This window comes from Amycolatopsis acididurans, from assembly GCF_012328925.1.
GTDB lineage: Bacteria > Actinomycetota > Actinomycetes > Mycobacteriales > Pseudonocardiaceae > Amycolatopsis_E > Amycolatopsis_E acididurans.
Map to the genome: position 1 here is coordinate 105,499 of NZ_JAAXLS010000004.1, position 20,878 is coordinate 126,376.

The 20,878-nt window shown below is 70.7% G+C and carries 24 protein-coding genes; 17 read left to right on the forward strand and 7 right to left on the reverse strand.

Going from position 1 to position 20,878, the window contains the following annotated elements:
* Positions 1 to 47 precede the first annotated feature (47 nt).
* The 5 genes from HFP15_RS08865 to HFP15_RS08885 form a co-directional block, all read right to left on the reverse strand.
* A complete protein-coding gene (locus HFP15_RS08865) occupies positions 48 to 353 on the reverse strand; it encodes a hypothetical protein (protein ID WP_168513488.1) in 306 nt (101 codons plus the stop codon).
* Complete coding sequence (locus tag HFP15_RS08870; protein ID WP_168513490.1) at positions 353 to 979, reverse strand: hypothetical protein; 627 nt, start codon at positions 977 to 979, stop codon at positions 353 to 355. The genes HFP15_RS08865 and HFP15_RS08870 overlap by 1 nt, the downstream gene beginning before the upstream one ends.
* Positions 976 to 2,268 (reverse strand): WXG100 family type VII secretion target, encoded by a 1,293-nt coding sequence (locus HFP15_RS08875; RefSeq protein ID WP_168513492.1) that lies wholly within the window; start codon positions 2,266 to 2,268, stop codon positions 976 to 978. The genes HFP15_RS08870 and HFP15_RS08875 overlap by 4 nt, the downstream gene beginning before the upstream one ends.
* Positions 2,268 to 2,585, reverse strand: a complete 318-nt coding sequence (locus HFP15_RS08880; RefSeq protein WP_168513494.1) for a DUF6317 family protein — start codon at positions 2,583 to 2,585, stop codon at positions 2,268 to 2,270. Before HFP15_RS08880 ends, HFP15_RS08875 begins: the two co-directional genes overlap by 1 nt.
* Positions 2,586 to 2,674: 89 nt before the next feature.
* Complete coding sequence (locus tag HFP15_RS08885; protein ID WP_168513496.1) at positions 2,675 to 4,477, reverse strand: AMP-dependent synthetase/ligase; 1,803 nt, start codon at positions 4,475 to 4,477, stop codon at positions 2,675 to 2,677.
* 91 nt (positions 4,478 to 4,568) lie between these two features.
* Between HFP15_RS08885 and HFP15_RS08890 the strand changes: the two genes are divergently transcribed.
* The 8 genes from HFP15_RS08890 to HFP15_RS08925 all read left to right on the forward strand — a co-directional run bounded on the left by HFP15_RS08890 (position 4,569) and on the right by HFP15_RS08925 (position 10,108).
* Positions 4,569 to 4,967, forward strand: a complete 399-nt coding sequence (locus HFP15_RS08890) for a polyketide cyclase / dehydrase and lipid transport (protein ID WP_168513498.1) — start codon at positions 4,569 to 4,571, stop codon at positions 4,965 to 4,967.
* 10 nt (positions 4,968 to 4,977) lie between these two features.
* On the forward strand, positions 4,978 to 5,769 hold the full coding sequence (locus HFP15_RS08895) for a metallophosphoesterase family protein (protein WP_168513500.1): 792 nt from the start codon (positions 4,978 to 4,980) through the stop codon (positions 5,767 to 5,769).
* Between the two features lie 28 nt (positions 5,770 to 5,797).
* Positions 5,798 to 6,241, forward strand: coding sequence for an SRPBCC family protein (locus tag HFP15_RS08900; RefSeq protein WP_168513502.1), 444 nt, complete (start codon positions 5,798 to 5,800; stop codon positions 6,239 to 6,241).
* Positions 6,241 to 7,386 carry an ArsA family ATPase gene (locus tag HFP15_RS08905; RefSeq protein WP_168513503.1) on the forward strand — a complete coding sequence of 382 codons (1,146 nt, stop codon included), beginning with the start codon at positions 6,241 to 6,243 and terminating at the stop codon, positions 7,384 to 7,386. The genes HFP15_RS08900 and HFP15_RS08905 overlap by 1 nt, the downstream gene beginning before the upstream one ends.
* On the forward strand, positions 7,386 to 7,760 hold the full coding sequence (locus HFP15_RS08910) for a hypothetical protein (RefSeq protein WP_168513505.1): 375 nt from the start codon (positions 7,386 to 7,388) through the stop codon (positions 7,758 to 7,760). The genes HFP15_RS08905 and HFP15_RS08910 overlap by 1 nt, the downstream gene beginning before the upstream one ends.
* Entirely contained in the window at positions 7,761 to 8,714 is a 954-nt protein-coding gene (locus tag HFP15_RS08915) for an ROK family protein (RefSeq protein ID WP_168513507.1), read from the forward strand. It abuts the gene before it with no gap.
* Between the two features lie 84 nt (positions 8,715 to 8,798).
* The gene (locus HFP15_RS08920) at positions 8,799 to 9,683 is read left to right on the forward strand and encodes an NUDIX domain-containing protein (RefSeq protein WP_312871516.1); all 885 of its coding nucleotides are present in this window, start codon (positions 8,799 to 8,801) and stop codon (positions 9,681 to 9,683) included.
* A 20-nt stretch (positions 9,684 to 9,703) separates the two neighbouring features.
* A complete protein-coding gene (locus HFP15_RS08925) occupies positions 9,704 to 10,108 on the forward strand; it encodes a hypothetical protein (RefSeq protein ID WP_168513509.1) in 405 nt (134 codons plus the stop codon).
* A 194-nt stretch (positions 10,109 to 10,302) separates the two neighbouring features.
* On the opposite strand, the gene HFP15_RS08930 is transcribed toward HFP15_RS08925, so the two are convergent.
* Positions 10,303 to 11,118 carry a class I SAM-dependent methyltransferase gene (locus HFP15_RS08930; RefSeq protein WP_168513510.1) on the reverse strand — a complete coding sequence of 272 codons (816 nt, stop codon included), beginning with the start codon at positions 11,116 to 11,118 and terminating at the stop codon, positions 10,303 to 10,305.
* A 47-nt stretch (positions 11,119 to 11,165) separates the two neighbouring features.
* Here HFP15_RS08930 and HFP15_RS08935 point away from each other — a divergent pair, with 47 nt between their 5' ends.
* Positions 11,166 to 12,080: a DMT family transporter gene (locus HFP15_RS08935; RefSeq protein ID WP_312871517.1), complete on the forward strand. Its 915-nt coding sequence runs from the start codon at positions 11,166 to 11,168 to the stop codon at positions 12,078 to 12,080.
* Here the strand turns inward: HFP15_RS08935 and mftR are convergent.
* Positions 12,027 to 12,617: a mycofactocin system transcriptional regulator MftR gene (gene mftR, locus HFP15_RS08940; RefSeq protein ID WP_246271539.1), complete on the reverse strand. Its 591-nt coding sequence runs from the start codon at positions 12,615 to 12,617 to the stop codon at positions 12,027 to 12,029. The genes HFP15_RS08935 and mftR overlap by 54 nt on opposite strands.
* A gap of 82 nt (positions 12,618 to 12,699) precedes the next feature.
* On the opposite strand from mftR, the gene mftA reads away from it, so the two are divergent.
* The 8 genes from mftA to mftE are packed head-to-tail and all read left to right on the forward strand — an operon-like array spanning position 12,700 to position 20,876.
* On the forward strand, positions 12,700 to 12,804 hold the full coding sequence (gene mftA / locus HFP15_RS08945) for a mycofactocin precursor MftA (RefSeq protein ID WP_168513514.1): 105 nt from the start codon (positions 12,700 to 12,702) through the stop codon (positions 12,802 to 12,804).
* The gene (gene mftB / locus HFP15_RS08950) at positions 12,789 to 13,073 is read left to right on the forward strand and encodes a mycofactocin biosynthesis chaperone MftB (RefSeq protein ID WP_168513516.1); all 285 of its coding nucleotides are present in this window, start codon (positions 12,789 to 12,791) and stop codon (positions 13,071 to 13,073) included. Before mftA ends, mftB begins: the two co-directional genes overlap by 16 nt.
* A 26-nt stretch (positions 13,074 to 13,099) precedes the next feature.
* On the forward strand, positions 13,100 to 14,287 hold the full coding sequence (gene mftC, locus HFP15_RS08955) for a mycofactocin radical SAM maturase (protein ID WP_168513518.1): 1,188 nt from the start codon (positions 13,100 to 13,102) through the stop codon (positions 14,285 to 14,287).
* Positions 14,284 to 16,137 carry a mycofactocin system FadH/OYE family oxidoreductase 1 gene (locus HFP15_RS08960; RefSeq protein WP_168513520.1) on the forward strand — a complete coding sequence of 618 codons (1,854 nt, stop codon included), beginning with the start codon at positions 14,284 to 14,286 and terminating at the stop codon, positions 16,135 to 16,137. The genes mftC and HFP15_RS08960 overlap by 4 nt, the downstream gene beginning before the upstream one ends.
* Entirely contained in the window at positions 16,134 to 18,071 is a 1,938-nt protein-coding gene (locus HFP15_RS08965; RefSeq protein WP_168513522.1) for a mycofactocin system FadH/OYE family oxidoreductase 2, read from the forward strand. The genes HFP15_RS08960 and HFP15_RS08965 overlap by 4 nt, the downstream gene beginning before the upstream one ends.
* Positions 18,068 to 18,850 (forward strand): mycofactocin-coupled SDR family oxidoreductase, encoded by a 783-nt coding sequence (locus HFP15_RS08970; RefSeq protein WP_168513524.1) that lies wholly within the window; start codon positions 18,068 to 18,070, stop codon positions 18,848 to 18,850. The genes HFP15_RS08965 and HFP15_RS08970 overlap by 4 nt, the downstream gene beginning before the upstream one ends.
* Positions 18,847 to 20,199 carry a mycofactocin biosynthesis glycosyltransferase MftF gene (gene mftF / locus HFP15_RS08975; RefSeq protein ID WP_168513526.1) on the forward strand — a complete coding sequence of 451 codons (1,353 nt, stop codon included), beginning with the start codon at positions 18,847 to 18,849 and terminating at the stop codon, positions 20,197 to 20,199. The genes HFP15_RS08970 and mftF overlap by 4 nt, the downstream gene beginning before the upstream one ends.
* A complete protein-coding gene (mftE, locus tag HFP15_RS08980) occupies positions 20,196 to 20,876 on the forward strand; it encodes a mycofactocin biosynthesis peptidyl-dipeptidase MftE (RefSeq protein ID WP_168513528.1) in 681 nt (226 codons plus the stop codon). Before mftF ends, mftE begins: the two co-directional genes overlap by 4 nt.
* The last annotated feature ends 2 nt before the right edge of the window (positions 20,877 to 20,878 follow it).

Consider the following 20,878-nt stretch of genomic DNA (forward strand, 5'->3'; position numbering starts at 1 on the left):
CCCGAGCTGGGTCTGCAGGGGTGGGTTCGTCGGGCATGTCGGAAGCCTCAGGCTTGAATGCGGCGCTGGAAGTTGAGCTGACGGTCGTTCTGACCGGAGTAGCCAGTCCATTGGTAGCCGTCGGCGGTGGCGGCCTCCCGGACCAGGTCGTCCGGCACCCCCGAGCGGTAGCCCGAGAGTATGAACGTCTCTCCCGTGGGCGTCTCGTTGTCGCGGAGCTTCTTTTTCACCTGTTCGATCCGTTCTGGTAGAGGGGTGCGGCGCTGCTGGACGGTCGAGACCGCGAACACCACCAGCACGGCGACCGCGAGCAAGCCGAACAAACCCACGAAGACATACAGCGCGATTTCCATCAGCCGTCCAACACCATGCTTATGGCACCCCGTTCACCCGTCTCGGCCCAGGAGATCGTTTTGCTGATCCCGGCCATCATCTCCACGTAGTCATCCCAGTCCCGCAGGAACTCGGTCGCCAGGCCGAAGAATGCCAGCTGTCCACGATCGCCCAGCGGATAGATCACCTGGATCTGCCGCACGTGGTGCGGCCTGCTTCCCGGGTTGCCGAGGATATCGACCGGAGTGGCGAACTGGTCGTCCTCGACCACGACGAGCGCCCGGCCGACGCTCAAGTCGACCAGCTGCGCCTCGCTGTTCTCCCGTTCCTGGCGTATCGCGTCCAGGATGGTCTCGAGCGGACGGCCGGTGCGGTCCCCGGCCTGCTTGACCAGCACCGTGAACTGCGCGGTCGTGGCGGCTGCCGGGTCACGCTCCGATCTGCCCACGAAGGTGGCGGCGTAGATGACGCCCTGTTCAACCATGCGCTCGACCATGTACTGATTCGCCAGTACCACGTGCAGTCGTTCTTCGGGAGGCAGCGCCGAGAGCCGACCGAGGAGCCGGTCCGCTCGCCGGTTCGGTGTCTCCGCCAGATCGATGGGTTGAAAGCCTTGTGGCAGCGCGAATTTCAGCGGGAACGTCATCTGAGAGCCCTCGCGAAGTTCGACAGCGAATTACCCAGGCCCACAATACCCGTGGCCGCCTTGCCCCATTCTCCGACGCTTTGCCCGCTTGCGACCGCACCCGCGGCGTACCCGGTGGCGTCCTTGGCGGTCTTCGTCGTGTCGTTGCCGACGATGAGATCCGCGGCGACCGGTGCCTGTGCGCCGAGGTTGAGTGTGTTCTGGGTCGCCTTCGCGATGGTGTCGGGGTTCCCGCCGATTGTGTCTGCGACTTTGTTGCCCAAGGATGTAAACAACTTCGCCGGCTTGGCCACGTCCCCGGCTTCCTGCAGGATCACCCGGCCCCCTGTCGTCGCTGCGGTGCTGAGGCCGTCCACCATCTGCAGCGAGTCCGTGGCCGCGGACATGCCCTTGCTGACCGCCCCGACACCGGGCAGCACGCCGAGCATGTCCGTGCCGAGGCCTACCCACGCGGACGGCTCGGTCCACTTTCCTTCCTTGACCATCTCACCGCCGTGTGCGAGCAGTGCCACTCCACCGGCGGCCAGCGCGATCGGGCCGGTGACCGGTGCGAGGACCGGGATGAAGGAGAGTGCGCCCGCGACCGCCGAGACGATGCCCGCGACATCGCCGATGGCACCCAGGTTGTTCATCACCCAGTCGCCGGCCGAGCTGAAAGCGTCCCCAATGGACTCGAAAAATCCCTTCTCCGGTGCCCGTTCCGCTGCTCGGTTGAGTGCGTCGGCGCACACGCCTGCGTCGTCCTCCCAGCGGTCGCGCAAATCCTGGGCCTGACGGCGGATGTCGTCGACCTTCGCCCACGCCGCACCGGCCGCCTGGTTGGCCTGGTCGACTGCTTCGGCGTTGGCCTGGGCCTGCTGTTGCGCGGACTGCGCCGCGGCCGGATCGTTCGCGTTGTAGGCGATGGGTGTGTCCGCCTTCGCGCTGGCGGTGCGCGCCGCGGCGTCGGCTTGTTCCGCGGCGGCGATCGCCTGCTTCGCTTGCTGCTCGAGTTCGCGCGCACGACGCTGATGCGCCTCGAGCCGGTCGCTCCACGACGTCAGTGCCTTGCCCGCGTCCTCAAGCGACACATGTGCGTCGTCCAGGTAGCCCGGGAGGTCGCCAAGCTTGTCCCTGAACGCCTTCGCCGCGTCGCCGGTCCAGACATCTTTCTTGTCCTGCACCGACTTCAGGACGCGGTGTGCTTCCCGCGCGTAGCCGCCGGTATCGGTCATCTGCTTCGCGAGCTCTCGCACGGTACCGACGTTGCCGCGTGCGGGATCGAAGCCGAGGGCGGGGTAATCGGCCATTACGAGTTCACCTCGGCCGACCCGATCGCCTGCGCCATCTTGGCCAGGCTTCCCTGCAGATCGTTCTCGATCTCCGCGTAACCCTGTTTGGCCTTGTCCAGACCGTCGCGGATCTCGCTGACCGCCTCGCGCAGCTTGTCGAGGCCTTCCTCCCAGTCCGCGCGGAAGTCCTCGCAGGCCTCGTCGAGATCGTCCGGGCCGATCGAATCAGGACCGAGATCGGCGAGGCGTTTCGTCGCCCCGTCGATGTTCTCGGTTGTGCGGTCGAGATTCTTGCCGAGCGCGTCAAGCCCACCGACATCGACCGTAAAGTCCATTGCGCGTCCCCCAGTGCCCGCATCGGATGCCGAGTCGGGTGGAGGCTAGCTGCGCAGGACTAATCGTGCAAATCGGATCTAGGCAACCCCTACTTCTGGTACAGCTCCTCGATCGCGTTCGCGTAGTTCTTGCTCACCACGTTGCGCTTCAGCTTCAGGCTCGGGGTGATCTCGCCCGTCGCTTCGCTGAAGTCCTTCTCCAGGATCACGAACTTCTTGATCGCCTCGGCGTGGGAGACCTGCTTGTTCGCCTCGTCCACGGCTTCCTGCACGGCCGCGCGCAGGTCCGCGTCATCGGCCAGATCGGACACCGACGCGCCGGCGGGCTTGCCGTGCTGTGCCTTCCACGACGGGAAGAACTCCTCGTCGATCGTGACCAGCGCGCCGATGAACGGGCGCTTGTCGCCGACCACCATCGCCTGGCTGATCACCGGGTTCGCGCGCAGCGTGTCCTCGAGGCCGGACGGGGCGACGTTCTTGCCGCCCGCCGTGACGATGATCTCCTTCTTGCGCCCGGTGATCTTCAGGAACCCGTCGTCGTCGAGCTGACCGAGGTCGCCGGTGTGGAACCAGCCGTCGTCGAGGGAGTCCTTGGTGGCGGTGTCGTTGTTGAAGTACGACCGGAACACCACGTCACCCTTGAGCAGCACCTCGCCGTCGTCGGCGATGCGCACCGACGTACCGGCCACCGGCCGCCCCACGGTGCCGACCCGGAAGGCCGACTCGGTATTGACGTTGGCCGCCGCCGACGTCTCGGTCAGGCCGTAGCCCTCGAACACCGGAACCCCGATGCCGCGGAAGAAGTGCGCCAGCCGGCCGCCCAGCGGCGCACCACCGGACACGGCCGCGACGCACCGGCCGCCGAGCGCGGCCCGCAGCTTGCCGTAGACGAGCTTGTCGAACAGGAAGTGCTGCGCCTTGAGCGCGAGCCCGGCACCGCCGGCGTCCTGCGCCTCGCTGTAGGCGACCGCGACCGCCTCGGCCTTGTCGAAGATCGCGCCCTTGCCGTCGCCGTGCGCCTTCTGTTTCGCGGTGTTGTAGACCTTCTCGAACACGCGCGGCACGGCCACCACGAACGTCGGGCGGAACGTGCCGAGGTCGGCGACCAGGTTCTTCACGTCCGGCGTGTGGCCCAGCGTGACGCGCGCGGCGATGCCGGTCAGCGCGATCGCACGGGCCAGCACGTGCGCCAGCGGCAGGAACAGCAGCAGCGAGTTGCCCTGCTCCATCAACTGCGGGAACGCGTTGATGTCGGCGCGGATCTCCGAGAGCAGGTTGAAGTGGCTCAGCTCGACGCCCTTGGGCCTGCCCGTGGTGCCCGAGGTGTAGATGATCGACGCCAGGTCGGCTGCCTTGAGCGAACGGCTGCGCTCGTACACCGTGTCGTCGGCGACCTTGACCCCGAGCGCGGTCAGCTCCTCGACGGCGTCCGCGGTGTGCGTGCCCTCGATCTGCCACACGTACTTCAGCTCGCCCAGCCGGTCACGCACCGAGTCGACCTCACCGCGGTGCTGGTCGGTCTCGACGAACACGCCCTTGGCGCCCGAGTCGGACAGGATCCAGTGCACCTGCTCGGCGGAGGAGGTGTCGTAGATGGGGACGGTCACGCCGCCGGCGGCCCAGATCGCGAAGTCGATCAGGGTCCACTCGTAGCGGGTCTTGGACATCAGGCCGACGCGATCCCCGCGCTCGATACCGGCCTCGATGAGGCCCTTGGCCACGGCGATCACCTGCGTCGCGAACTCGCGAGCGGTCACATCCAGCCAGGACCCGTCCACCTGGCGCCGGAAACTGATGGCATCCGGGAACCGTTCGGCGTTCGCCCACAGAATGTCGCCGAGGTTCTCGTCGTCGGCAACCGGCTGCGCCGCCGGGGCGCTGTACTCGCGCACTGGAACCTCCGCGTCCTAGGTTACTCGCTAGTTAACTTAGCGTCGGTACCAGCTTAGGGCCAAGCCGTGTACCTCATGTCATTCTGGCACCGTGAGCACGGTTAACGGGGCTGCACCCGCGATCGACCTGGTAGATGAGACCTTCCTGGCGGTGCCGCCCAGCACGATCGCGGCGGCCTTCGCCGACCCCGCCGCCTGGCGCCGGTACTGGCCCGACCTGACCCTGGAGGTCTACACCGACCGCGGCGACGCGGGCCTGCGCTGGACGGTCAAGGGAGCACTGGTCGGGACGATGGAGGTGTGGCTGGAACCCGTGCTCGACGGGACCCTGCTGCACTACTTCCTCCGGGCGACCCCGGTGCCCACGCCGGCCCGCCCGCGCGACCTGATGCGCGAGCGCGACCGCCGGGCGCGCGCGGCCAAGGCCATCGCGCTGGGCCTGAAGGAGGTACTGGAGGACGGCCGGGAGCCAGGAGTGCCGCCCCGATAAAGTCGAGATCATGCGAGTACACGTCGTCTCGGATGTGCACGGCAACGCCGAGGCGCTCGCCAGGGCGGGCGACGGTGCGGACGCGCTGGTCGTGCTCGGCGACCTCCTCGACTTCGTGGACTACCACGAGCACGACAAGGGCATCCTCGGCACGCTGTTCGGCCCCGAGAAGGTCTCGACGTTCGCCAGGCTGCGGCGGGAGGGCACCCGGGAGGAGACCGTCGCCTTCTCGCGCACGTTGTGGGCCAGCCTCGACGACCCCGGCGCGGCCGTCGAGGAGGCGATCCGCGAGCAGTACGCGGAACTGTTCGCCGCGATGACCGCCCCCACCTACGCCACACCGGGCAACGTCGACTCGCCACACCTGTGGTCGGAGTTCGCCGGAGACGGGGTCACGATCCTGGACGGCGAGGTCGTCGACATCGGGGGCCTGCGGTTCGGCTTCGTCGGCGGCGTGGTGCTGCCCGAGGGCGTGACGCCGCGCCGCACGAACCCGGTGTGGCGGCCCTACCTGCGCACCCGCGAGGAGTTCGACGCGGCCGTCGGCAAGCTCTCCGGCGTCCAGGTGCTGTGCACGCACGCGCCGCCCGCGTACCCGGAGCTGACCTACGACGTCGTCGCCCGCCGCCACGAGCTGGGTTCTCTCGCGCTGACCGGGCTCATCGAGGAACAGCAGCCGCGGTGGGCGCTGTTCGGGCACGTCCATCAGCCGCTCTCGCCGCGGCTGCGGGTCGGGCGCACCGAATGCCGCAACGCCGGCCACTTCAAGGTCACCGAACGGCCGTACGTGCTGCGCTGGTGAGGTGGCCGGGACCTGTAACCTCTCCGGCATGGCCGACCAGTCCACGCAGTCCATCGAGGTCGACGCGCCACCCGAGCGGGTCATGGCCGTGATCGCGGACTTCGCCTCCTATCCCGAATGGGCCAAGCAGGTCCGGGAGACCGAGGTGCTCGCGACCGACGACGACGGCAACCCCAAGCAGGTCAAGCTGACCCTGGACGCCGGGCCGATCAAGGACGTCTACACGCTCGAGTACGACTGGGCCGCCGACGGCCGCTCGGTGTCCTGGCACCTGGTCAGGGGCCAGATGCAGAAGGCGCAGGACGGCCGCTACGAGCTGGAGCCCACCGGATCCGGGGGCACGCGGGTCACCTACACGCTGTCGGTGGAGCTGGTGCTGCCGATGATCGGGCTGCTGCGGCGCAAGGCGGAGAAGATGGTCATGGACACCGCGCTCAAGGAGCTCAAGCGCAGGGTCGAGGGTACGGCCTGATGCAGCGGCTGCTGCTGTTCACCGGCAAGGGGGGCGTCGGCAAGACGACCCTCGCGGCGGCGACGGCAGCCGCACTGGCCCGGCGCGGCCGCAAGACGCTCGTGGTCTCCACCGACCCCGCGCATTCGCTCGGCGACGCGTTCGCGCAGCGGCTGGGCGCCGAGCCCGCCGAGGTCGAGCACTGCCTGCACGGCGCGCAGGTCGATTCGCGCGGGCTCGTCGACGGGATGTGGCAGGACCTGCGCGGCAAGCTGAAGTCCGCGCTGGCCGGTTCCGGTATCGACGCGCTCGACGCCGAGGAACTGACCGTGCTGCCCGGCGTGGACGAACTGCTCGCGCTCACCGAGGTGCAGCGGCTCGCGGAGTCGGGCCGCTGGCACACCGTGGTCGTCGACTGCGGCCCGACCGCGGAGACGTTGCGGCTGCTCGCGCTTCCCGAGGCCGTGTCGGGGTATCTCGACCGCATGTGGCAGCTGAAGTTCACCGGCGCGCGCGGCACCGTCGAATCGGTGCGGCGACTGGCGGCGCATCTGGACGCGTTGCGTGCCCTGCTCACCGATCCGGAGATCACCGGGGTGCGGCTGGTGCTGACGCCGGAGCGGATGGTCGTCGCGGAGGCCCGCCGCACGCTGAGTTCGCTCGCGCTGCGCGGAATCCGGGTCGACGGCGTGATCGTGAACCGGCTGATGCCCGCGCCCGGGGTGTGGCGTGGCGCGGCCGCGTCGTGGCTGCGGACGCGGCGCCGCGAGCAGGACGTGGTGCTCGGCGAGCTGGCGGGCTCGGGGCTGGCGGATTTCACCAAGGTCGAGCACCGGGCCAGCGAGCCGGTCGGGCTGCCCGCGTTGCTGGAGATCGCGCACGAGTTGTATGGGGAGTCCGATCCCTTGTCCGGCAATGGGAAAGAGCTGGCCCCGTTGCTCGAAGTGTCCGAAGTGGACGATGGCTACCAGCTGCGTGTGGCGATGCCGCTCACCGGTACCGCCGAGGTGGAACTGGCCAGGGTCGACGACGATCTGGCGATCACGGTGGACGGGTTCCGCAGGCTCGTCTCACTGCCGGAAGTGCTGCGACCCTGCCGCGTCGTCGGCGCCGAATCGGACGCGCGGGGGCTCGTGGTGTCGCTGACCCACGCCGGGAGGCAGTAATGACCGAGGCCGACGGGGCGCGGCTGGCCGAAGAGATCCGGTTGCTCGTGGACATGGTCGTGGAGCGCGCGGCGCCCTGGCTGGAGGGCGTCGTCACCGCGGGGCACGGCCAGGCCGAGCGCGAGGCGCCGAACTGCGGCTGGTGCCCGTTATGCGCGATCGTCGCCGTGGTGCGTGGCGAACGGCCCGAGCTGGTGGCACGGGTCGCCGAGCAGCTCGCGCAGCTCATCGCGTTGTTGCGGGCCGTGCTCGCCGACCGGTGGGAGCCCGAGGCGGGGTTCCACATGCCCGGTTTCCAGCCGAACCCCAAACCCGAACCCCCGTCCGGCCGGGTGCAGCGCATCCCGGTGCAGTGGCGGGGCGAGGAGTCCTGAGTGCACGCGATCGGCCTTGACGTCGGCGGTACCAGCGTGCGCGCTGCCGTCGTCGACCCCCACGGGTCTATTTTGGACACCGCGAGGGTCGGTACCCCGAGCGACGAGAACGCTTTGGAGGACGCCATTTCCGGCGTCATCGACGAGCTGCGCAACCGGCACGACGACGTCGGCGCGGTCGGGCTCGCGGTGGCCGGGTTCGTGGCGAACGACCGCAACACGGTGATGTTCGCGCCGCATCTGGCATGGCGCAACGCACCCGTCGCCGATCGGATCACCAAACGCGTCGGACTGCCGGTGACGCTCGAACACGACGCGAACGCGGCCGCGCTCGGCGAGCACCGGTTCGGCGCGGCGCGCGGCGCGAAGGTCGCGGCGCTGGTCGCGATCGGCACCGGGATCGGCGCCGGGCTGCTGCTCGACGGCGAGATCTACCGCGGCGCGCACGGCGTCGCGCCGGAACTCGGGCACCTGACGGTGGTGCCGGGCGGGCGGGCCTGCCCGTGCGGCAAGTACGGCTGCTGGGAGCGCTACTGCAGCGGCACCGCGCTCGCGGCCACGGCGGTCGAGCTGATGGCGCGGTATCCCGGCGGGTCGACCGTGCTGGCGCGCGAGATGTCGGAGGATCCCGGTTCGGTCACCGGCCGCAGGGTCGCGGGCGCGGCGCGGGACGGCGACCCGCTCGCGCAGCGCGCGGTCGCCGAGCTGGCGAAGTGGCTCGGCGAGGGATTGGCGCTGGTCGCGGACGTGTTCGACCCGGAGATCGTGGTGATCGCGGGTGGGGTCTCCGGCTCGGCGCCACTGTTTCTGGACGAGGCGCGCGAGCACTACGCGGCGGCCGTCACCGGGGCCCGGCACCGTCCGCTGGCCCGCATCCGCACCGCACACCTCGGCGACGACGCCGCGATGGTGGGCGCGGCCGCGCTGGCGGTCGAGGCGTCGAAGAGGCGTTGAACACTCAAGTTCCCGCTGTTTCTGTGCGAAGCTGGACACCGTGGCCAGCCCCTCTCCCACCGCCGCCCTCAACGGAGGCACGTCGTGCCACTGAATTCTTTCCAGCGCGAGGACGGTGACGGGTTCGTCGTATGCCTCGGCGGGCACCGGCACTGGGGCCGGTTCGGCGCGGCGGGATTGCTGCTCACCGATCCGGAACGCGGGGTGCTGTTGCAGCGCCGGGCGTGGTGGACGCATCACGGCAGCACCTGGGCGCTGCCCGGCGGTGCGCTGCGGTCGGGGGAGACCCCGTGGCAGGCCGCGACCCGCGAGGCGGAGGAGGAGACCGCGATTCCGGCGCACGCGGTGCGGCCGATCGCGTCCTCGGTGGTCGATCACGGAAACTGGAGCTACACCACGGTGCTGGCCACCGTGCGGCACACCGTGAGCGAGCGGGTGACCAACGCCGAAAGCGAAGAGCTCCGGTGGGTCGCGCCGGAGCAGGTGGTGGATTTCCCGCTGCACAAGGATTTCGCGAAGGCGTGGCCGGAGCTGCACGATCAGCTGGGCCGCGAACTGGTCCTCGTGGTCGACGGGGCGAACGTGGTCGGGACGCGGCCCGATGGCTGGTGGCGTGACCGCGCGGGTGCCGCGGCGGGGTTGCGGGACCGGCTGGCGGGTCTCGTGCGCGCCGGGGTGCCGGGCGAGGAGTTCGACATGGACGGCGCCTGGTCCTGGTGGCCGAGGGTGGTGCTGGTGGTGGAGGGCCAGGCCCGGCACGTGGAGCCGACCGAGCAGGTCGAGGTGGTCTCGGCCCCGCGCGACGGCGATTCGGCGATCGTGGAGGCGGTACGCGCGCTGCGGGCGGACCGGCCGGACGATCACGTCGCGGTCGTCACGGCCGATCGTGCGCTGCGGGGCAGGGTGACCACCGAGGGCGCGTCGATCCTGGGCCCGGCGACGCTGCTCAACCGGCTCGACGCGGTGTGATTTCGTGGCAGAATTCGTTCATGGGCTTGCCGAAGGTCTGGGTGCGCAGTTTCAGTGACGGGTTGATCCGTGCGGACCACATCATCGCGATATCGACGCATCCGACGCCGGAGCTGTCGGGCAAATCGGCACACTGGCTGCTGGACGCCACGCTCGCGGTGTCGGTGGGCAGCGGTAACGGCAGCGACGGCTGGGCGGTCGCGGCGCTGCACCGGACGCTGATCCAGACCCGCGAAGAACCGGTCGGCGCCGCGGACGCGTTCGCGCAGATGCTCGCGGCACTGCACGACACCGACGCGGCGGGCATCATCAGGGCGGTCGCGGACCCAGCAGGCAAGCCCGGCTTGGTGCGCTTCGAGTTCACCCCCTTCGCCACCACGGAAGTCCCCAAGACGACGACAACCACCAGCGAAGACCACGCATAGCAAGCAGAACACACGAAGCCGCCAGGTGTGGTCATCCCGTCGCCTGAAGCCCCGGTGCCGGTTAGCCCGGTGCCGGTCCGATGGGAGCCTGCCGGTTCCTCCCCCAACCCCGATCCGGTGAGTGTGTCCGCCGGGAGGGGATCGGGGTTGGGGGAGGTGTGGGTTGTGGCTTTGCTTCGCTCGCCTGGCCCCGCCTAAGTCCAGGCGTCCACGATGTGGACCATCTTCGCCGACGGGGGCTTCGCGTCCGCTTGGGTGACGTCGGCCGCTGGGAAGCCTGCCTCCCGCAGCGCCGCTTCCGCCTCCGCGGCGTTGCCGAAATGCAGGTGGACGCGACCGCGTACGACCGTCGACAGCAGGCCCGTGCCCAGGCGCGCCGCCAGTGAATCCCCTTGCGGGCGCAGGATCAGGTCCGCGAAGTACGCGCCGGTGGGGAAGCTCCGCAGCACCGAGGCGAAGCGCTGCCACATCGACTCCACGGCCGCCTTGTCGAAGTAGTTGAGCAGCCCCTCGGTCACGATCGCCGTCCCGGTGTCCGGGTCCAGTGTCCCGGCCAGTTCGGCGAGGCTGCCGGGGCCCTCGTCGCGCAGCGCGTCCACGGCGACCACTCGTGGCGACGGCCCGTCCAGCCGCCGCAACAGACGCTGCTTCCTGGCGACCATGCCGGGCAGGTCGGCCTCGACGTAGGTCAGGTCGTCGCCGTACCGCCGCAGGAACCGCCAGCCGCGTGCCGACAGCCCCGCCGCGATCTCGATCACCTGACCGATCTCGCCGCGTTCGATCGCCGCCGCCAGCAAGCCGTCGAGCACCTGGTGCCGGGCCACCAGCAGGCCTTCGAACGTGGGCTGCCCGAGCAGTCTGCTGAGGGCCATCGCGGGCTCCAGACCGTGGTAGAACAGCCGCCCCTCCGGCGTGGCAAGCGCTTGCGGGGCCAGGCCGTTGCGCACCCAGACGTACCCGGTGTAGTGGCCGGTGGGGCTGATCGCCTCGGAGCCGCGCGGGAGCAACACACGGGGATCGTAGAACAGCGCGATACTGGGGGCCGGGCTCGGAGGAGGTGAACGCGCCGCCGATGGTGCTGACCGTGCTGCTCGCCGTGCTGGCCGCGGCCGCCAACGCGGCGGGGTCGGTGCTGCAGCGGGCCGGGGCCCGGCACCAGCCGGAAGGCAGCAGGCTGTCGGTGAGCATGCTGTGGCACCTGGTCGCGCAACCGGTCTGGATCTGCGGCGTGCTCGCGATGCTCGGCGGTCTCGTGCTGCAGGCGGCGGCGCTCGCGATGGGGCCGATCGTGGTCATCCAGACCATCCTGATGAGCGAACTCGCGTTCGTGCTGGTGCTGTCCAGCCTCGTGTTCCGCACCCGGATGCCCGCCCGCGAATGGGTCGCGCTGGCCGGGCTGGGCGCCGGGGTCGCGCTCCTGCTGTACTCGCTGGCACCGGCCGACGGCAGCGCGCTCGGCGTGCGCGCTGCGACGTGGCTGCTCGGGTGCGCGGCCACGCTCGCGGCCGTCGCGACGATGGTGGTGCTGGGCTGGCGGCGCGAACACGCGTCCCGCGCGGCGTTCCTCGGCATCGCGGCCGGAATGTGGTTCGGCTTCACGGCCGTGCTCGTCGCGGGCATCACCGCGTCGTTCAAGCACGGGTTCTCCGGTGTGTTCATGGCGTGGCAGACCTACGCCATGATGGTCGCCGGGCCGACCGGATTCTTCTTGCTGCAGAACGCGTTGCGGGCGGGCCCGCTGGTGGCCTCCCAGCCCGGGCTGACGCTGGCCAACCCGCTGCTGGCGCTCGGCTGGGGCGTGGCCGTCTTCGATGAGCAGGTGCGCGGCGGTGTGTGGATCATCGGCGAGATCGCCGGCGCCGCGATCGTGGCCGGGTGCACCCTGCAACTGGCCCGATCGCACCTGCTGATCGACGAGTCACCCCACCGCGGCGGAGAGCTCTCGCACCCCGGCCGCGAGCAGTTCGGTTAGGTCCGAGTCGGGCACCAGCAGCCACTGTTCGTACGAGGCCAGCGCGACGCCGAGCACCGCGTAGGAAACCGCCTGCGGCGCCAGCGAACTCGTCGGCACCCCGAGCCTGCCGGCGATGAACCCGGCCAGCACCTGGCGCCAGTTGGCGTAGCGCAGCGTCGAATGCGCCTGCAGCGCGGGCGTGGTCAGGATCAGCTCCATCCGCCGCCGGTGCCATGGCGCCTCCTCGGGGTCGACGCGGTTGAAGTCCACCAGCGCGTCGCTGATCACCTCCACCAGCGGCTTGTCGCGCGGCGACTCGGCGAGGCGTTCGCGCATCTGGTTGAGCTGGCCGTCGAAATCCCCCCATGCGATGTCGTTCTTGGACGGGAAGTAGCGAAAGAAAGTGCGCCTGCCGATGCCCGCGGCCTGGGCGATGTCGTCCACCGTGGTGTGTTCGAAACCCTGTTCCGCGAACAGTTCGAACGCGGCGTGTTCAACCTCGGCCCGCGACGTGATCGGCCGGCGTCCCGCACGTGGCGTCACTGGATCGCTCATTGCCCCTTCCATTCGGCACTGGGTGCCATTATTGTCTTGTGACACGGGCCGCAGCGGAGCGGCCAGACGAAGGGAGCATCCCATGTCCGAGGTCAACCAGGTCACCGAGACGCACGAAGAGCCTCTGGTCGAGGAGGACCTTCTCGTCGAGGAGGTCTCGATCGACGGCATGTGCGGCGTTTACTGACCGTCGTGTTCGAGCCTGACCAGGCCTACCGGTGCTCACCGCGAGTCGCGCTGCGGCCCGAGCCGTTCGGCGCGCTCGCGTATGACTTCGGCACCCGCAGGCTTTCGTTTCTGAAGACGAAGAAGCTGGTCGAGGTGGTCCGCACGCTCGGGGACAAACCCGACGTGCACGCCACCCTGGACGCGGCCGGCGTTGCCGAGGAGGAGCGGTCCAGCTACCTCAAGGCACTCGCCGGCCTCGCCGACGCCGGCACGATCGAGCGCCGCTGAGGCCCCAATCACGAGAAGGACGCGCGATGAAGCTCGTCGAGCATTTCAAGGAAGGGCTTAACTCGCCCATCTGCCTGACCTGGGAACTCACCTACGCCTGCAACCTCTCCTGCGTGCACTGCCTTTCCTCGTCGGGGCGTCGTGACCCGCGTGAGCTGAGCACCGAGGAGTGCAAGGCGGTCATCGACGAGCTGCAGCGCATGCAGGTGTTCTACGTCAACATCGGCGGCGGTGAACCCACCGTGCGTTCCGATTTCTGGGAACTGGTCGAATACGCCGTCGCGCACCAGGTCGGCGTCAAGTTCTCCACCAACGGCGTGAAACTGACCCCGGAGCGGGCCCGGTGGCTGGCCTCGACCGACTACGTGGACGTGCAGATCTCGCTCGACGGCGCCACCGCCGAGGTCAACGACTACGTCCGCGGGCCCGGTTCCTACGACACCGCGATCCGAGCCATGCAGAACCTGTCCGACGCCGGGTTCCGCGATTTCAAGCTCAGCGTCGTGATGACCCGGCACAACGTCGGGCAGCTCGACGAGTTCAAGGCCATCGCGGACCGCTACGGCGCCCAGCTGCGGATCACGCGGCTGCGCCCGTCCGGCCGCGGCGCCGACACCTGGGACGAGTTGCACCCGACCGGCGAGCAGCAACTGGATCTCTACAACTGGCTGGTCTCGCACGGCGAGAAGGTGCTCACCGGCGACTCGTTCTTCCACCTCAACGCGCTGGGCTCGGACCCGTTGCCGGGGCTGAACCTGTGCGGCGCGGGCCGGGTGGTGTGCCTGATCGACCCGGTCGGCGATGTCTACGCCTGCCCGTTCGCGATCCACGAGGAGTTCCTCGCGGGCAACGTCCGCGACGAAGGCGGATTCCAGAAGGTGTGGACGGATTCGGAGCTGTTCACCGAGCTGCGGGGCCCGCAGACCGGCGGCGCCTGCACGTCGTGTTCGGCCTACGACGCCTGCCAGGGCGGCTGCATGGCGGCGAAGTTCTTCACCGGCCTGCCGCTGGACGGTCCGGACCCGGAGTGCGTGAAGGGGCATGGTGAGCTGGCGCTGCAGGGCGCCGGAGCGGCGCCGCGGTCCCATGTCGACCACTCGCACCGCAAGACCCGCGCCACCCGCAAGGTTCCGGTCGAGATCGGCTTCGGCCCGCCCGCCGGTGCCCGCCCCGACCGCGCCTGCGACACGAGCCCGCTCGCCGGAATGAGATGACCACGCTCGCCGGCCCGGTCACATTGGCCGGGCTGCGTGCGCCGAGCAGGGTGCTGTTCGGGCCCCACGAGACCAACCTCGGCCGCGACCGGGAGTTCTCCGAACGGCACGTCGCCTACTACGCGCGGCGTGCCGCCGGTGGCGCCGGGGTGATCGTCACCGAGACCGCGAGCGTGCACCCGTCGGACTGGCCCTACGAACGAGCGCCGCTGGCCTCGGCGTGCGGCCCAAGCTGGAAGTCCATTGTGGATTCCTGCCGCCCCGCGCTGGTGCTGGCCGGTCTCGGGCACGCGGGCGCACAGGGCTCGTCGGCGTACTCGCAGTCCGCGCTGTGGGCGCCTTCCCGCGTCCCCGACGTGGCGACTCGTGAGCTGCCGATGGAGATGGAACCCGGCGATATCCGGGCGGTCGTCGCCGGGTTCCGCGAAGCGGCCCTGCTCGCGGCCGAGTCCGGATTGGACGGTGTCGAGATCGACGCCGGGCAGTACTCGCTGCTGCGTCAGTTCCTTTCCGGGCTGACGAATCTCCGCGACGACGACTACGGCCGCGACCGCGTGAGGCTGCTGCGTGAGGTGCTGGAGGCGGTGCGCGGTCCCGCGAGGATCGTCGGGCTGCGCCTGTCCTGCGACGAACTCGCGCCGTGGGCGGGCATCACGCCCGAGCAGGGCGCCGCGGTCGTGCGTGAGCTGGCCGGCCTCGTGGACTACGTGGTGCCGGTGCGCGGATCGGGCATGAGCGCCTCGGCGACGCGACCCGACCTGCACACCGAGCCCGGCTTCAACCTCGGCCTGTGCCGGGCGGTCACAGGGACGCGGAAGGTGTTGCAGGGCAGCGTCGTGGATCCGGTGCAGGCGGCGCGGGCGCTGGACGAGGGCGTGGCCGACCTGGTCGAGATGACACGGGCGCAGATCGCCGACCCCGATCTCGTCGCGAAGGTGCGTGCGGGGCAGGCGCCGAGACCGTGCGTGCTGTCCAACCAGAAATGCCGCGTGCGCGACGTACGCAACCCGATCGTGTCCTGCGTCGGCGAACCCCGCAGCGGCCACGAGACCGAGGACCCGGTGCTGGAAGGCGCGGACCGGCCGCGGGACGTGCTGATCGCCGGGGGTGGTCCGGCCGGGCTGGAGGCCGCGCGCGTGCTCGCGATGCGTGGGCACCGGGTCGAACTGGCCGAGGGCTCGGACCGGCTCGGCGGAATGCTGCGCGTCGCCGCGAAGGTCGGCGGCCGCGCGCGGCTGGCGGCGCTGGCCGACTGGCTGGAAGCGGAGGTGCGCCGCCTCGGGGTGCGGATCTCGATGGGCACGGCAGTGCGCGAGGCGGACATCGTGGCCACGGGATCGGTACCGGGACCACGGAGCTACCAGGTGTCTTCCGGCACGGTCGTGGATGTGGTGGACCTGCTGTCCGGACACAAGCTGCCCGCCGGGCCGGTCGTGCTGGCCGACCCGGCGGGTGACCACGTCGCGGTGGGTGTCGCGGAACTGCTCGCCGCGCAAGGAGAACAGGTCGCGATCGTGAGCCAGGACCTGGTGATCGGCAAACAGCTCTCGCTCACCGGCGACCTTGCCGACGCCAACGCCCGGCTCCGGCGCGCCGGGGTGAGGCTGGTCAAGCGCTCCCTGCTGCGGGAGGTGCACGCCGGCCACGCGGTGGTCGAGGACGCGCACACCGGCGCGCGCCAGGAGATCGAATGCGCCGTCGTTATCCACTGTGGACATCGGCTGCCTCGGGAAAGCGCTTTCGGGCGCGAGCGTGCCGGGGACTGTGTGGCGCCGAGGACCGTGCACGAAGCGATCCTCGAAGGCCGCCGCGCGGCGCTGGCGTTGTGCGAGGAAAGCGTTCTGACATGAGCCGCCTGTTCTCGCCGCTGACGGTGGGGCCGCTGACGTTGCGCAACCGGATCGTGTTCTCGGCGCACCTGACCAACCAGGCGCGCGACGGGATGCCGACGGAGCAGCACGCCGACTACTACGCGGCGCGCGCCGCCGGTGGCGCGGGCCTGATCATCACCGAGGAACACTCCACGAATCCCGGCGACCGGCCGTACGAAAAGCTGATCCACGGCTTCGATCCCGCGGTCATCCCCGCCTACCACCGCATCACCGAGGCCGTGCACGCCCACGGCACGCCGATCCTCGCGCAGCTCAACCACAACGGCGGCCAGTCCTGCTCGCTGTACACCCGCACGCCCGTGCTGGCACCTTCCCCCGTGCCCGATCCGCTGTTTCGCGAAGTGCCCAAGGAAATCACCACGCGCGAGATCGCGGAGGTCGTCGCCGGATACGGCATCGTCGCCGGCCACTGCTCCGAGGGCGGGTTCGACGGGGTGGAGCTGCAGTGCTCGCAATCCTCGCTGCTGCGCGGTTTCCTGTCCACGGCGACGAATCTGCGCACCGATCGCTACGGCGGCTCGCTGGAGAACCGGGCACGTGTGCTCGTCGAGGCCATCGACGCGGCGCGTGAGGCGCTCGGGCCCGGCCGCGTGCTCGGTGTGCGCATCTGCGGTGACGAGCACGTCGAGCGCGGGACCACGCTGGAGGAGGCGGTGGCGCTCGCGAAGCTGGTGGAGGCCACCGGGAAGGTCGACTACATCAACACCGCGATCGGCGTCGCCACCTCGAGCCTCTACCTGATCGAGGCGTCGATGGCGATCCCGCGCGGGTACGCGTTGTTCATCTCGAGGGCGATCCGCGAAGCCGTGCGGCTGCCGGTCGTCGGGGTCGGCCGCCTCAAGCAGCCCGCCGACGCCGAACGCGCGCTCGCCGAAGGACAGTGCGATCTCGTCGGCGTGGTGCGGGGGCAGATCGCCGATCCGGACTTCGCGGTGAAGGCCCGCGACGGCCAGCAGGTCCGCGCGTGCTTGTCCTGCAACCAGGAATGCGTCGGCAGGGTCGGGCTCAACCGGTGGCTCGGCTGTGTGGAAAACCCGCGTGCCGGAAGGGAAAGCGTGCCGCTGCCGCCGCCGGGGCCGCGGCCGAAGCGCGTGTTCGTCGTCGGCGGCGGTCCCGCCGGCCTGCAGGCCGCGGCCGCCGCTGCGCGGCGCGGACACCACGTCACGTTGTTCGAACGCGGCGAGCACACCGGCGGCCAGGTCACGCTCGCCGCGACCGCGCCGGGGCGGTCGGAATTCCTCGATCTGGTCGGCAATCTCGCGGCCGAATGTACGCGATACGGCGTCGACACCAAAACGAACACCGAGGTCGGCGCGGAGTTGCTGCTGGCCGAACACCCGGACGCCGCCGTGCTGGCGACCGGCGCGCGGCCACGCGCTCCGTACTGGGCGGGTGAGTGCGCGCGCGTGGTGGACGTGCGCGACGTGCTCGCCGGCACGGCCGCGCCGGCGGGCGAGGTGGTGGTCATCGACGACCTCGGCTTCCACCAGGGCACCTCCGTGGCCGAACTGCTGGCCGACCGCGGCTGCCGCGTACGCGTGTCCACCTCGGCGATGGTCGTCGGCCAGGACCTCGGCCTCACGCTGGACCTGGAGAACTACCACCGGCGCGCACACGCCAAAGGCATCACCGGGCACACCGACGAGGTCGTGCTCGGCGTGTCCGAAGTGGATGAACGGCTGGTGTTGCGGATGCTGTCCCACCCCACCGGGGAGACGTTCGAGATCGGCTGTGACTGGGTGGTGTGCGCGACGCACCAGGAGCCGGAGGACTCGCTGTGGCGGCGGCTTCGCGACGCCCCGTTCCCGGTGCACCGGGTGGGTGACTGCCTGACGCCGCGGCGGGCGCACGCCGCGATAATCGAGGGATACCGGGTGGGAGTGGCGTTATGAGTCGGGTCGCGGTGGTGACCGGGGCGGGGCGCGGAATCGGCGCCGCGGTGGTCGATCAGCTCGCCGGGCAGGGCTGGCGCGTGGTGGCGGTGGACATCTGCGCGGACATCCCCGGCGCCGGGTATCGGCTCGGCACGCGCGCGGACCTCGCCGCCGTCGCCAAACGCTGGCCCGACCAGGTGCTCGACGTCGTCGCCGACGTGCGCGACCAGGAGGCGGTGACCGAAGCGGTCGCCGTCGCGGAACGCGAGTTCGGCGGCCTGGACGCGGCGGTCGCGGCCGCGGCGATCATGGCGGGCGGGCGGCCGCTGTGGGAGACCACCGACGCCGAGTGGGACACGCTGTTCGACACCGGCGTGCGCGGGGTGTTCACCCTCGCCCGCGCGGCGGTGCCCGCGCTGCTGCGGCGTCCCGGACCGCGTTCGGGGCGGTTCGTCGCGCTCGCGTCGGCCGCCGGGCACACCGGGCTGTGGCATCTGGCCGGGTACAACGCGGCCAAGCACGCCGTCGTCGGGCTGATCCGCGGCCTGGCCACCGACCTGCGCGGCACCGGTGTCACCGCCACCGCCGTCTCCCCGGGCTCGACCCGCACCGCGATGCTCGACGCGACCGCGGCGCTCTACGACCTCGAGTCCGTCGAGGAGTTCTCCCAGCACCAGCTGGCCGAGCGGCTGCTGGCGCCCGAGGAGGTGGCCGCCGCCGTGTGCTTCCTCTGCGGCGAGCAGTCCTCCGCGATCACCGGCACCGTCGTGCACGCCGACGGGGGATTCACGGCATGAAGCTGTGGCTGCGGATCGATCCCGGGACCCGGTTTCCGGGCCGGACGATCATCGGCGGCTCCCCGTTGCGCGTGCTGCGGCTGACCGCGGCCGGGGCCAAGCGCGTCCAGTATTGGCGCGACGGCGGCGAGGTCGGCGACGGCGAGGCCGAACGGCGGCTCGCGGACAAGCTGATCGACGCCGGGATCGCGCATCCCGAGTACGGGCAGGCCCGCATCACGCCCGCCGACGTCACGATCGTGGTGCCCACCCGGGACGATCCGGTGTCGGTACCCGGCGCCATCGTCGTGGACGACGGCTCGGCCACGCCCGTCCCCGGCGCCACGGCACGCCACCCCGTCTCGCGTGGCCCGGCCGCCGCCCGCAACACCGGCTGGCGCGCGGTGACCACCGAACTCGTCGCCTTCCTCGACGCCGACACCCGCCCGGCGCCCGGCTGGCTGGATCCGCTGCTGCCGCATTTCGAGGACCCGCGTGTGCTGGCCGTGGCGCCCAGAATCGTCAGCGCGCCGGGCGAAACGGTGCTCGAACGGTACGAGCGGGCGCGTTCCGCGCTGGATCTCGGTCCCGCTCCGGCGCAGGTGCGGCCCGGGGCGCGGGTCACCTACGTGCCGACGGCGGCGCTGGTCGTGCGCAGATCGGCGCTGGCCGAGCTGAACGGGTTCGACGAATCGCTGCGGTTCGGCGAGGACGTCGATTTCGTGTGGCGGCTCGTCGCGCGGGGCGGCCGGGTGCGCTACGAACCCCGTTCGCGGGTCGTGCACGCGCCGCGCGCCACCTGGCGTGCCTGGGCGCGGCAGCGCTTCGACTACGGAACTTCCGCCGCGCCACTGGCGAAACGGCACGGCCACAAGACGATGGCACCGGTGCGGGCGTCCGGGTGGACCGCGCTCGCGTGGGGGCTGGCGGCGCTCGGCAGGCCGCGGCTCGGCCTCGCGGTCGCGCTCGGTTCGGCCGCGGTGTTGCCGCGCAAGCTCGAACCGGCCGGGGTGCCCGCGCGGGAATCGCTGGCGCTCGTGCTGCGCGGTCACCTCGGCGCCGGCGGCTACCTGTCCGAGGCGCTGACCCGAACCTGGGGTCCTGCCGCGATTCCGTTGCTGCTCACCGGAAAACGCGGCCGTGTCGTGCTCGCGTTCGCCTTGGCCCGTCACCTGCGCGACTGGTGGCGCGGGAAACCGGACCTCGACCCGGCGCGCTGGCTGCTGGTGCGCGCCGCCGACGACCTCGCCTACGGCATGGGCGTGTGGCGCGGCTGCGCGCGCGAGCGCACGGTGACACCCCTGCTGCCCGATTTGTCGAACTGGCCGGGGAAAAACCGTGAAGGCCCCCAGGGCGGGCGGGCCACATGACGGAGCTGGCCGATCTCGCCTGGCCCGAGCTGCCCGACCGGGCGATCCTGCTGATCCCGCTCGGTGCGGTCGAGCAGCACGGGCCGCATCTGCCCTGCACCGTCGACACCGAGATCGCGACGGCGCTGTGCGCCAGGGTCGCGCGCCGGCGGGACGACGTGGTGGTCGCACCGCCGCTGCCGTTCGGGTCCAGCGGCGAGCACGCGGGCTTTCCCGGCACGCTCTCGATCGGCCAGGACGCCACCGAGACCGTGCTGGTGGAGCTGGGCCGCTCCGCCGACGCGTTCGGCGGCGTGCTGTTCGTCTGCGGGCACGGGGGCAACGCCGTGCCGTTGCGGCGCGCTGTCGCGAAGCTGCGCTACGAGGCCCGGAACGTGCGGGCGTGGGGACCGAGCGGGCCGCCCGACGACACCCACGCCGGGCGGCTGGAGACGTCGGTGATGCTCGCGCTGCGGCCGGAGGCGGTCCGGCTGGACCGGCTCGAGAAGGGCGTGACGCGGCCGTTGCCGGACCTGATCGAAGGCCTCCGAACGGGTGGTGTTCGCGCGGTCAGTCCCAACGGCGTGCTCGGCGATCCCACCGGTGCGAGCGCGCAAGAAGGCGAACGAACATTGGCGGTCTGGGAGAACGCTCTACTTAACGCTGTCGAGACGGCCGCTTCTGATGTCATGATGTAGCG

What these genes read in the sequence shown, in the direction of transcription:
- HFP15_RS08865 (WP_168513488.1), bottom strand. Translation starts at nt 353, where the DNA reads ATGGAAATCGCGCTGTATGTCTTCGTGGGTTTGTTCGGCTTGCTCGCG.
- HFP15_RS08965 (WP_168513522.1), top strand. Translation starts at nt 16,134, where the DNA reads ATGAGCCGCCTGTTCTCGCCGCTGACGGTGGGGCCGCTGACGTTGCGC.
- mftC (WP_168513518.1), top strand. Translation starts at nt 13,100, where the DNA reads ATGAAGCTCGTCGAGCATTTCAAGGAAGGGCTTAACTCGCCCATCTGC.
- HFP15_RS08910 (WP_168513505.1), top strand. Translation starts at nt 7,386, where the DNA reads ATGACCGAGGCCGACGGGGCGCGGCTGGCCGAAGAGATCCGGTTGCTC.
- mftE (WP_168513528.1), top strand. Translation starts at nt 20,196, where the DNA reads ATGACGGAGCTGGCCGATCTCGCCTGGCCCGAGCTGCCCGACCGGGCG.
- HFP15_RS08900 (WP_168513502.1), top strand. Translation starts at nt 5,798, where the DNA reads ATGGCCGACCAGTCCACGCAGTCCATCGAGGTCGACGCGCCACCCGAG.
- mftA (WP_168513514.1), top strand. Translation starts at nt 12,700, where the DNA reads ATGTCCGAGGTCAACCAGGTCACCGAGACGCACGAAGAGCCTCTGGTC.
- HFP15_RS08880 (WP_168513494.1), bottom strand. Translation starts at nt 2,585, where the DNA reads ATGGACTTTACGGTCGATGTCGGTGGGCTTGACGCGCTCGGCAAGAAT.
- HFP15_RS08870 (WP_168513490.1), bottom strand. Translation starts at nt 979, where the DNA reads ATGACGTTCCCGCTGAAATTCGCGCTGCCACAAGGCTTTCAACCCATC.
- HFP15_RS08895 (WP_168513500.1), top strand. Translation starts at nt 4,978, where the DNA reads ATGCGAGTACACGTCGTCTCGGATGTGCACGGCAACGCCGAGGCGCTC.
- HFP15_RS08875 (WP_168513492.1), bottom strand. Translation starts at nt 2,268, where the DNA reads ATGGCCGATTACCCCGCCCTCGGCTTCGATCCCGCACGCGGCAACGTC.
- mftR (WP_246271539.1), bottom strand. Translation starts at nt 12,617, where the DNA reads ATGAGCGATCCAGTGACGCCACGTGCGGGACGCCGGCCGATCACGTCG.
- HFP15_RS08960 (WP_168513520.1), top strand. Translation starts at nt 14,284, where the DNA reads ATGACCACGCTCGCCGGCCCGGTCACATTGGCCGGGCTGCGTGCGCCG.
- mftF (WP_168513526.1), top strand. Translation starts at nt 18,847, where the DNA reads ATGAAGCTGTGGCTGCGGATCGATCCCGGGACCCGGTTTCCGGGCCGG.
- HFP15_RS08970 (WP_168513524.1), top strand. Translation starts at nt 18,068, where the DNA reads ATGAGTCGGGTCGCGGTGGTGACCGGGGCGGGGCGCGGAATCGGCGCC.
- HFP15_RS08925 (WP_168513509.1), top strand. Translation starts at nt 9,704, where the DNA reads ATGGGCTTGCCGAAGGTCTGGGTGCGCAGTTTCAGTGACGGGTTGATC.
- HFP15_RS08905 (WP_168513503.1), top strand. Translation starts at nt 6,241, where the DNA reads ATGCAGCGGCTGCTGCTGTTCACCGGCAAGGGGGGCGTCGGCAAGACG.